At 46.0% G+C, this 11604-nt stretch carries 7 protein-coding genes; 2 read left to right on the top strand and 5 right to left on the bottom strand.

Going from position 1 to position 11604, the window contains the following annotated elements; translation table 11 throughout:
• The 5 genes from EGI32_RS08935 to EGI32_RS08915 form a co-directional block, all read right to left on the bottom strand.
• Nucleotides 1-1403: SprB repeat-containing protein (locus EGI32_RS08935; RefSeq protein WP_255155050.1), on the bottom strand; the 1403-nt coding region annotated here is incomplete at its 3' end.
• 213 nt (nt 1404-1616) lie between these two features.
• The gene (nagB, locus tag EGI32_RS08930; protein WP_255155049.1) at nt 1617-3533 is read right to left on the bottom strand and encodes a glucosamine-6-phosphate deaminase; all 1917 of its coding nucleotides are present in this window, start codon (nt 3531-3533) and stop codon (nt 1617-1619) included.
• A 256-nt stretch (nt 3534-3789) separates the two neighbouring features.
• Nucleotides 3790-6225 carry a family 20 glycosylhydrolase gene (locus EGI32_RS08925; protein WP_255155048.1) on the bottom strand — a complete coding sequence of 812 codons (2436 nt, stop codon included), beginning with the start codon at nt 6223-6225 and terminating at the stop codon, nt 3790-3792.
• A gap of 142 nt (nt 6226-6367) precedes the next feature.
• A complete protein-coding gene (locus tag EGI32_RS08920; RefSeq protein WP_255155047.1) occupies nt 6368-8212 on the bottom strand; it encodes a CocE/NonD family hydrolase in 1845 nt (614 codons plus the stop codon).
• Nucleotides 8212-10113: a CocE/NonD family hydrolase gene (locus EGI32_RS08915; protein WP_255155046.1), complete on the bottom strand. Its 1902-nt coding sequence runs from the start codon at nt 10111-10113 to the stop codon at nt 8212-8214. The genes EGI32_RS08920 and EGI32_RS08915 overlap by 1 nt, the downstream gene beginning before the upstream one ends.
• 48 nt (nt 10114-10161) lie before the next feature.
• Here EGI32_RS08915 and EGI32_RS08910 point away from each other — a divergent pair, with 48 nt between their 5' ends.
• Nucleotides 10162-10632, top strand: a complete 471-nt coding sequence (locus EGI32_RS08910; RefSeq protein WP_255155045.1) for a nuclear transport factor 2 family protein — start codon at nt 10162-10164, stop codon at nt 10630-10632.
• A 490-nt stretch (nt 10633-11122) separates the two neighbouring features.
• Nucleotides 11123-11545, top strand: a complete 423-nt coding sequence (locus EGI32_RS08905) for a DUF1761 domain-containing protein (RefSeq protein ID WP_255155044.1) — start codon at nt 11123-11125, stop codon at nt 11543-11545.
• Nucleotides 11546-11604 lie beyond the last annotated feature (59 nt).

Here is an 11604-nt window from a genome sequence, read left to right as displayed (position 1 = left end):
CCCGGAGGCAGGCCGGTGAAAATATTGCTGGCCTGGGAAGGGCCGCCATTGGCGGAATAAGAATATGGAGCAGTGCCGCTGGTAGGCGTTACGGTGATGGTACCATCGCTGTTGCCCGGGCAACTAACATTCTGCGAAGTGACTGTACCGGTAAGGCTGCTGGTAGTTCCTACCGTTACCGTAGCGGTATTACGGCAGCCGGTGGCATCTACAACTGTTACCGTGTAAGTGCCCGCTCCCATATTTGGAAATACATTGCTAGCCTGGCCTGGGCCTGCATTTAAGGAATAAGTGTAAGGAGCAGTACCGCCGGTCTGGCTTGCAGTGATGGTTCCCACACTTGCACCGCAGGTAGTATTGGTGGCTGTAGCGCTTACAGGAAATGCATTGCGTGTAACGCGGATAGTATCAAGACTGAAATAAGTTTGTGCAGGGTCATCCAGTTTCTGGTAAGTCGTTTTTACCACATAGATCGAAGGACCGTTATTTGGAGGGCAAACATTGGTAAATGTCCACCCGAGGTTATTGGCATTGATACGGCTAGTATCGCCTGTAGCTACCACGGTGCCACTTCCATCCAGCAATTGCATGCTTTGATAAAGGTGCGGCCCGCCTACAGGAGTAAACCTCCAGGTTTCGTTCATACCAACGCTGCCCCACGCAGGATCAGACATTTTTCTGTTAGGTGCTGTAATACCTTTAGTACGGGTCATATCCTGAAGGCCAACCATTGCCTTACCATTTATCCATCCTGTACAGATCTCCTGGTCTATTATTGTTGTTTCAATAACACCGGTAGATTCGTGAAGTATGATCTGGCTGGTGTTACGATTAAGCGCATCACAATCGAACAAGGCAATCCTATAAAATGAAACGATAAACTTCCTGTTGGGAGCACTACCAAATGTTTCATATTTGATCTGCTTTCCTGTTGAAGCCGTCCTGATGTCCAGATCATGATATGGCCCCATGATCATTGCGGGATCATATTGTGTATTAGGCAGATCACCTAAATCGTCGTAATGAGCATTCGCTCCGGCAAGACTAATATCAAATGTTACATTTCCATTGGCGCCAATGAGTAAAGAATTATAAGTGATACCATAAAACCTGAATGGAAAGGGTAAGGGTATAACTGGAGAATATCTGTCATCATCAATTATATTTGAAGACGGCCCCGGGCCTCCCGGGGGTACCAACGGATAACATTTCTCTTGTTGGCTAACATTTCCTACGATGTAATTGTCGCCAACACCTCTGAGATCGGGGATGGTAACACTCAGATCGAAGCAGTTAATACCACATCCTAACACCGTATCACGCGGACAAGTATAAGAGAGGTTTTGAGAGTGGGAGGTAAAAAAGGCGATCGCCAGCAAAACAAACAGTAGAATTCTTCTCATTTGCTTGATAATTGATAAGTTTTGAAGCACCTAAGATAAAAAAAATAATGGTTATTTAGCATTTCGTTAACTCTATGTAGATAAGTTTTATATTATTGGCACAATAAATCTTTTCTATAATCCCCGTAAAAAACAATAAGCCCTTGTAAGGGCTTATTAATAAATGAGATATACTGAACGCATTCTGCGAAAGTGTAAGTTTCCGCGGGATAATTAAAACTCCCACCGCACAAACGCTTCCATCGCGGCATACTGCGTAAGCCCCAGCTGGGCATATAATTTTGCGGTATTTCCGTTTCTTTCTTCGGCACGCTGCCAGAATTCGCGGCTGTCGCTACCCTGGAAAGGCACACTGTCTTTCTGGGATTGATGGATGAAAATGCCGTGGCGTTTTTTCATTACCTGGTCGGGGCTCATCGGGATCGCCATCTGTATCTCGGTGATGTCCCATTCCTGCCAGGCTCCTTTGTACAGCCAGAGCCAGCAATCGTTGAGCCACGACTGGTTCTGGTCTTTCAGGCGCTGCAATGCCGCTATCACCACATCAAAACAAACTTTATGTGTACCATGCGGATCGGCAAAATCGCCTGCGCAGAAGATCTGTTGCGGCTGCAGTTGCTGCAACAATTCCATCGTCTGCAACACATCCGCTTCACTCATCGGTTTTTTCTCGATGGTGCCGGTCTCATAAAAAGGCAGGTTCTGAAAATGAATCTGGTCATCCTTAAGCCCCACATATTTACAGGTCGCTTTTGCTTCGCAACGCCTGATCAATCCTTTGATCGCACGGATATCGTCGGTATCTTTTTCCGATGACCTTTTTTGGGAAAGGAAAGCAGTGGCTTCTTTCAGGATTTCCTTGCTTTTGCTTTCATCCATGTCAAACATATTCTGGAAGCCTACGGCAAAATCGATGAAGCGGGTCACAAATTCATCCGTCACCGCAATGTTTCCGCTTGTCTGGTATGCCACATGCACATCGTGCCCCTGGTCGTGCAGGCGCATAAAGGTGCCGCCCATGCTGATGATGTCATCATCGGGGTGGGGGGAAAAGATGAGCGACTTTTTCGGGAAAGGAATATTGCGTTCCGGATGGGAGTGCCTGTCTGCCGTGGGTTTGCCACCCGGCCAGCCAGTGATGCTGTCGCGAAGCAGGTAAAATACCTGCAGGTTTATTTCGTACGAATCGCCTTTTTCTGTGAGCAGATCGTTGAGGCCGTTTTCGTTGTAATCGTTATTGGTAAGGCTGAGCACCGGTTTTTTAAGTTTCAGCGCAAGGTTCACCACAGCCCGTTTGATCATCTGCTGGTCCCATTCGCATTCGCCGGTGAGCCATGGATATTTAAAACGGGTAAGTTCGCTTGCCGCGGCATCATCGATCACAAAGCTGCAATCATCATGGTTTTGAAGTAAAGATGCCGGTATTTCTTCCGTATCATCCAGCTCTACCGCCTTCTGCAGAACCGAAGCTTTCGCCTGCCCCCACGCCATCAGGATGACCTTTTTACTTTTCAGAATGGTACTGATGCCCATCGTGATGGCCATACGTGGCACCTGGCTCATGTTGCCAAAATCGTATGCATTGGCAATGCGGGTGCTGTTGTCCAGCGTTACCAGTCTGGTCTTGCTGTAAATGCCGCTGCCCGGTTCGTTGAAACCGATATGGCCGTTGGTTCCGATACCCAGTATCTGCAGATCAAGCCCGCCGGCCGCTTCTATCTGCTGCTCATATTCCAGGCAATGCTGTTTTACCTTTTCCTTGGGGATCATCCCATCCGGCAGGTGATAATTATCGGGGTCGATGTCGGTTTGCTCAAACAAATTCTTCCGCATGAAATAATGATAGCTCTGCAGCGCATCTTTATCCATCGGATAATATTGATCGAGGTTGAAAGTGATCACGTTCCTGAAGCTCAGCCCTTCCGACTGGTGCATTCTCACCAGTTCCGCATACAACGATTTTGGCGTTGACCCGGTTGCCAGGCCGATGACACATTTTTTGCCTTCGGCATTTTTTTTACGGATAAGCTCGGCAATGATGTTAGCCACATACGAAGAACCCTGCTGAGGTGTCTCAAATATTTTTACAGGGATTTTTTCTAAAGAATCAGAAAGATCAATTTTTGTCATAGAAGAAAATTGAGCCACGAATTTACGGATTAAAATTTTTACTGCATGAAGCAAAGGTTTGCGTGAAATAGTGAATGGTGAATAGTCAATAGTGAAATCTTCGAAAATTTTTCCGTAAGTGGAGGTTTGCTGTTACAGACGGTTCCATTTGAATAAACGTTGAAATTTGAAAGGGTTTAAAATAGTGAAGTGATTTATTAAAGTCTGTATAATAAAACTCCCTACTTATTGTAGCCTCCAAAGGTTTGACTATTGACTATTCACTATTGACTACCTCAATTTCATCAGCAAACAACCATGCCTTGCAGCCTGCGCCAGGCCTGCCTTCCGGGATAGTGCCGAAGTTTTTAGCCGCCACTTTTACAAACCTTGCGGGCTCTGTAGGTTTGGTGCTGTACATAAGGTTGGCTTTTCCCGAAGGGGTGGTAACTGTTTCGAGTAATTTGAAATTTATGCTGTCGTTGCTGCTGTAAAACGACACGGATGCCGGGCGATAGATCCAACTGTTGGTCTGTTCAAAAACATGCAGTACTATCTTGTTGATGAAGGTTGGCTTGCCGAGATCAATGATGGCGTTGAGGTCGGTGCCGTTAAAGCCTAAGAATTCGGAAGAGCGGACGAGGCCCATTTTATTTTGAACGCCGTTGACCAAGGTGAAAGCGCCATCGCCGGGATAACGCTCTGCGGGATCAGTAGTAAGTTTGATCTTTTTTGCGGTAGCGGCATTGATGTTAAATGGTTGTGTTAAAACCGAAAGCGGACGGTCATTATAAACAACCTCTGTTCCAAAAGGAATTTTTCCTTCACATAAAACTGCTTCTGCGCTTCCACTGAACTTTATTGGAATGCTTACTATATCTTTTTCTCTGTAGAAATCGGATTTCGTTTGCTGGATCATTCTTTTTCCGGCTTCGTAACCCAATGAATCAAAAACGTACACTTCAACGGAATCCTTTCCTGAAGGATAATTTGCCCATAGTTTTTTAAAATTCATTGGTTTTGTTTCCAGTTGCCATATAAGGCCGTCTCCATCTGTTGCAGGTAGTACAGTCGCTTTAATATCGTAAAAGGCATTACTGTGATTTATTTTCTGTGCATCCAGTCTTTCAAAAATAACCGGCAATCTCCTTTCAAAATCCTTCCAATTCCTTTTTTCTTTCGGGCTCCACAGCACTTCCGACATGGCGATCATCCGCGGAAATAAATGATATTCCAGCTTCTGCCTGTTGCCGATGTATTCCGTCCAGAGATTGACCTGCGCACCGGTGATGTGTTTTTGTTGGGCTTCGGTAAGCACTGCTGCGACAGGCTCATAACTGTACACTTTTTCGAGTGGCAGATAGTTGCCGATCGTTATGCTGTCTTCGTTCCTGGATTGGCTGTGGTCAAGATAACAATAGGCTTCGGGTGTCATGATCACATCATGGTTTTCCTTTGCAGCCGCAATGCCACCGGCTTCACCACGCCAGCTCATTACGGTGGCGTTCGGCGCCAATCCGCCTTCAAGTATCTCGTCCCAACCAATGATCTTTTTGCCTTTCTGGTTAATGTACTTTTCCATGCGGTTGATAAAATAACTCTGCAGGCCGTGTTCGTCTTTCAGGTTCTTGTCTTTTATCAGCTGCTGGCAAAACGGTGATCGCTTCCACGAGATCTTCGGGCATTCATCACCACCGATGTGAATATATTTGGAGGGGAACAACGGAAGGATTTCATCGATCACATCCTGTAAAAAATTAAACGTGTAGTCCGTTGGTGCAAATACATCTTCAAATACACCCCATGTCTGCTGCACCTGCTTGCCCTTACGGCTTCCGGCCCAGGGAGTTGATTCCAGCACTTTGGTATCTTCTTGGGGAAAGCAACTCAGTTGCGGGTAAGCCGCGATGGCAGCTGAAGCATGGCCGGGCATTTCTATTTCCGGGATCACTTCAATGTACTGGTCGGCAGCGTACTTTACCACTTCCTTTATCTGTGATTGCGTGTAATAGCCACCGTAAGTAAGGCTGTCGTTTCCCTTGCCGGGATAACGGCCAATGATAGTGCCATTGCGGTAGCCGCCCACTTTTGTGAGCAACGGGTATTTTTTTATTTCGATGCGCCAGCCCTGGTCGTCTGTAAGATGCCAATGAAATTTATTGAGCTTGCAGGTGGCCAGATAATCGATGTATTTTTTCACATCTTCCACCGGGAAAAAATGACGCGCCACATCCAGGTGGGCACCACGGTAGGCGAAGCGTGGGCGATCATTAACAGATAATTGTGGTATAGATACCGATGCACTTTTATTTCCGGCAGGCATCAATTGCAACAACGATTGCACACCATAAAAAACTCCTTCTTCATTGTCTCCGGCAATGTATACCTGTTTGTCATTTACTTCAAGTGTATAAGCGCCGGGCAATTCGTTGTCGAGACGTTCATAATTCAGGGCAATTATATTGGTAGCAGGGAATCCTTTGACGGCATTTTTTTTGATCTGCAAACTGATCCCGGATAATTTTTTTACACTTGATACCAGCTGTGCAGCGATGTTTTCGAGATGGCTTCCTTCGAGTACGATGATGGTTTTAGCGGTGATCGTAAAGCTGCCGCTGCCGGTTTTTATTTCTGCCGGGGCAGGAACAATGTTGACCTGTGCGATGCAATTTTGCGTAGCGATTACGAACAAAACGACGAGCCATTTTTTCATACAGTTGTTTTTAGTAAACCTTAGTGTTCAAAAATAACCTGAAAAGGATTGGGGCAGAAGAAAAAGCAATATCTGGCAGAGATGGATTTTCCAAAGGTCTACCTTTTACTCCTGCGAGTTGACCACTCCCCGAGTTGTCAACTCATGGCAATACAGGCAAAATGATCTTGCTGGTATGATACACCCTTATATCTTCCTTTGTAAAATCACTTTCCTTCGCATCCGGTATGCGCATGAACTTCTGCGGGTTCCTGTCGGTGAGTGGAAACCAGCTGCTTTGCACCTGTATCATGATCTTATGGCCTTTTTTGAATTTATGCGCCACATCATTCAGGGCAAATTTTACATGGCTGACCTGTCCCGGAACAAAGGCTTCCGGTTTTTCAAAACTGTTGCGGAATTTGCCCCGCATCACTTCGGCTCTTACCATGCGCTGGTAGCCGGCCATCTGGAAACCCCGGGGAGCATTCTTGAAATTAGGTTCATTTTCGGGAAGCACATCGATGAGTTTTACCACAAAATCCGCGTCAGTACCGGTCATGCTTACCTGCAGATCGGCGATGATCTTTCCTGATAAGGTTACATCTTCGGTCAATGCCCCGGTTTCATACACGAGTACATCCGGGCGTATGGCCGCGAAGCGCTGGTCTTCGGCCATGTAGTCATTGTTGCGGCGGCTGAAAATACCATTGGTGTAAGGAACCGGTTTATTCGGATCACTCGTGTATTCATCAAAACTGCGTGTATCCGTTGCCGATAGGGAAAGCTGGTTGCCTGCAGATAAATAGTAGGGCACATTTTTTACGTTCGCAGGCGGCCATGTATTGTACGACCTCCATTCGTTGCTGCCCGTTTCAAACACGGTGGCTTCCGCAATATTCAGTGTCCCTTCATCTTTGAGATAGTAATTAAAAAAAACAGCTTCAACGCTATCCTGGAAATATCTGCTGGTGTTGCTGCCAAAGTCATGACTGGCATATTGTTTCCAGTCCGGGCTTTCCCACGCACCATGTGTCCATGGCCCCATGACCAGCCGGTTGTTATTCTTCGGGCTCTGCGTTTCTATGGAAGCGTAGGTGTTGAGTGCGCCAAAAAGATCCTCGGCGTCAAACCATCCACCCACCACTAACGTAGGGATGGTGATATCTTTAAGGTGAGTGCGGATATTCCTGGCTTTCCAGTATTCATCGTACGTATCGTGCTGCAGGTATTCGTCCCAGATATAACTTTTATGGTTAAAATATTTTGCCGACTGTGAATTGGAAACGGGGCCCAGCTGCAGGAAAAAATCATAATCATCCTTACTGTTGATATCGAATATCTGCGAATCATAATCTTTTACAGGCCCTTTGCGTGGCTTTCCGAAATAATTCATAAAATCGAAATTATCCATCAGGAAAAATGCACCATTGTGATTGGCATCATCCCCTATGAATTCATCCGTTACCGGTGCCTGGGGGCTCACGGCCCTGATGGCCGGATGTGCGCCGGGCAAACTTGCAGTAGCATAAAAACCGGGATATGAAATGCCATATAATCCTACGCGGCCGTTGTTGTTTTTAATATTTTTCAATAACCAATCGATCGTGTCGTACGTATCACTGCTTTCGTCTACCTCCTTTTTGCTTTTTTTATTCGGGATGTAAGGTGTCATTTCAAGGTTGGTGCCTTCGCTCATATATCTGCCACGCACATCCTGGTAGACAAAAATATATTTTTCATTCATCAGCGTGGGATTTGGCCCGATACGCCGCGGATAACTGGTATCGCCATAGGGGCCCGCAGAGTAGGGCGTACGCTCCATCAGGATCGGATATTTTTGGGAAACATCCTTAGGCGTATAGATCACCGTGTAAAGCCGCGTGCCATCCCGCATGCTGATGAGGGTGTCTTTTTTCGTATAGTTTTCTTTTACCGTATTAGGGTTTTGTTGAGCCGTGGCGCAAACTCCGAGCAAGGCAGCTATAGTGCAGAAAATAGTTTTCATCAGTTCTTTAATATTGGTAAGGTGAAATAACTTCCGTTCACGCCGTCGTATATCCGGATGCTGGCTTTTTGAAAATCGCTGTTATCCGCTTTGTAGATATCGGTAAACTTTTGTGGATTCCGGTCTGCCAGTGGAAACCAGCTGCTCTGCACCTGTATCATCAGCCGATGGCCTTTTTTGAAAGTATGTGCCACATCAGGCAAAGTAAATTTTACCGGGGTGATCTTATTCGGGACAAACGGTTCGGGTTTTTCAAAGCTGTTGCGGAATTTGCCCCGCATGATCTCACCACGTACCAGCATTTCATATCCTCCCATCGGATAGTCCTTGCCGTTACCTTTCGTGTTTTCAGGATAAGTAAAATCGTCGGGGAAAACGTCGATAACTTTTACCACAAAATCCGCATCGGTGGTTGAAATGGCGGTTACCAGGTTAGCGATCACAGGCCCTGCCAGTGTAAGATCGCTGGTGAGCACTTCTGTTTCAAAACTCAGCACGTCAGTTCTTCTGCCTGCGAAGCGCTGATCATCGGTCATGTATTCACGCGTCCTGCCCCAATGTACTCCCTCAGCATAAGGAACGGGTTTGGCCGGATCGCTGATGTATTCGCTGTACGAAACACTGCGTTTGCTGCGGTCTTCGGGCTTGAATTTAGCTACCGGGTTATCAAAACTCAATCCTTTGGAATAAGTGATGTAAATATTTTTGTTCTCCACTTCCGCCGGGGGCCAGTTATCCAGCTTTTTCCATCGGTTTTCGCCGGTAAAGAATATGTTTGCTTTTTTGAGGTCGTCTACGCTGCCTTTCCCTTTCAGGTAATATTGAAAAAAAGGCATTTCAATGTTCTGCTGATAATAAGCAGAAGTGTTGCTTTCGAAACGCACATTCCCGAGAAAACTTCCTTCGCGGCTCCACTGCCCGTGATACCACGGGCCCATAGTGATCCGGTTGTTTGTCTGCGGACTTTGTTTTTCTGTAGCTTTGAAACTAGCCCATGCACCAAAACAATCTTCCGCATCAAACAAACCTCCTACCCAAAGCATGGCAGGTTTTACATTGTATAATCCAACGCGTGCATTGCGTGCCTGCCACCAGCTATCGTAGTTAGGATGCCGGTACATTTCGTGCCAGAATTTTATACTGTCGCCGATCATGGCTGCAAGGTTTTTCACCGCCCCCGCCTGCAGGTAAAATTTATAATTGTCTTTTATCGGAGTTTTGAATCCGCTTCCGTAATCCTTTGTGGGAGCTGGATGTGGTTTGCCGAACGTTGGGTAAAATGAGAATCCGTCCATAGCAAAAAATGCACCGTTGTGATGAAAATCATCGCCGATGAACCAATCGGTTACCGGTGCCTGCGGGCTTACCGCCTTGATAGCCGGATGGTTGCTGAGTGCGGCTTCCGTGCTATAAAATCCGGGATAGGAAGTGCCGAAAACGCCCACGTTGCCATTGTTGCCCGGGATGTTTTTTACCATCCAGTCCACCGCATCGTAGGTATCGCTGGCTTCATCTGTTTCTTTTCCTTTTTTATCTTTGTTGAACGGCCGCACATCTTCAAAAACTCCTTCGCTCATGTATCTTCCACGCACATCCTGCATCACGAGGATATAATTTTCCCTTGCGTATTTCATTACATAACCGTTCCATACCGGAAGAATTTTATCTTCACCATACGGTGCACAGGAATAAGGGGTACGCGTCATAATGAACGGATGCTTTTCCGTGTTGTCTTTCGGGATATAGAGGGTTGTGAAAAGCCTTACGTCATCCCGCATCGTGATGTAAATTTCTTTCTTGGTATAATTGTCAACAAACCATGTGCTGTCGGCCACACGATCCTGCGCTTTTGCCATGCCTGAAAAAAGGCAGAAGAGTACAAAGAAAATCACCTTATTCATATAGTCTGATTTTAGAGTGCTAAATTTACCGAAACAAAATGACTTGCTATGAATACGGCGGAACAATTGATCACTAATTTCTATACGGCTTTCAATCAACGCAATGCTGCCGCAATGAATGCCTGCTACAGCGGGGATATTGTTTTTTTCGATCCGGTGTTCGAGCTGCTTCGTGGCGACCAGGTAAGGGCGATGTGGGAAATGTTGTGTCACAATGCAAAAGATTTCTCCCTCACTTTCGGCAACATCCAAGACCTCGGCGATGATTATTATACCTGCGATTGGGTGGCTACGTATACTTTTTCAAAAACAGGCAGAAAAGTGATCAACAATGTAAGGGCGAATATGAAGATCGTGAACGGAGAGATCATTGAGCACAGCGATGCTTTCAGCCTGCACAAATGGAGCACACAGGCGTTGGGTTTCAGCGGATGGCTGTTGGGCTGGAATAAGTTCTTTCAACGGAAGATAAAGAATACCGCGAGAAAGGGGTTGATGAAATGGATGGAGAAGAATTAAGAATTAAGAAGGGGGATCAAAGCGGATAGATAGATCACAGATTTCAAAGGGATGAAGGGGATTGCACAGATTAGTTTGCTATCGCAAAATGAAAATGCAGTTTACAAGATGCTGAACATTTAATGATCATTTTCTTGTAAACTGCATTTTCGTTTTTTATGAAGTAAAAGCAATCTGTGCAATTTCCTTCATCCGTTTGAAACCCGCGGTAGTCAACCTTCGGTAGTCAACCCTCGGTAGTCAACCTCGGTAGTCAACCTTCGGTAGTCAACCTCGGTAGTCAACCTTCGGTAGTCAACCTTCGGTAGTCAACCTCGGTAGTCAACCTTCGGTAGTCAACCTCGGTAGTCAACCTTCGGTAGTCAACCCGCGGTAGTCAACCCGCGGTAGTCAACCCAGGGTAGTCAACCCGCGGTACGCTTCCAAACTATACTTGACAATATTCCAAACTAATTGTAGATTTCATTATCTAAAAATCAAAACAACTTTTATGGACACAGCATTTCTCGACGAGATCAACTGGATCGCTGCTTTTTGCGGCGGACTTGCCTACTTCATGTTAGGGGCATTGTGGTATTCCAGATTATTGTTTGCCCCTAAATGGCTTACCTACGTAGGCATCGATCCCAACAAGACCGGCGCAAAAAAAGGAATCGGTGGCATAATGCTTACATCATTCGTGTTGATGCTGATCGCAAGTGCAGGCATCGCTGTTTTGCGTGCCAAACTGGATATCAATGGCGGATGGATGAGCGGAATCAAACTTGGGGGACTTACAGGTTTATCTGGCGCTACAGCCATTAGCATTTCTTATTTGTACGAACAAAGACCATTGGGATTGCATCTGATAAATGGCGGCTACACGATAGCAGGGACTGTATTGGCCGGTATAATAATCTGCAGCTGGACTTAAGCAATTATGAATGATTAATTACGAATTACGAATGCAAACGAAGATTGATGGGAAGGCAA

The sequence above is a fragment of the Ferruginibacter sp. HRS2-29 genome (assembly GCF_024343615.1).
Classification (GTDB): domain Bacteria; phylum Bacteroidota; class Bacteroidia; order Chitinophagales; family Chitinophagaceae; genus Ferruginibacter.
This window is presented reverse-complemented; position numbering and strand designations above follow the sequence as displayed.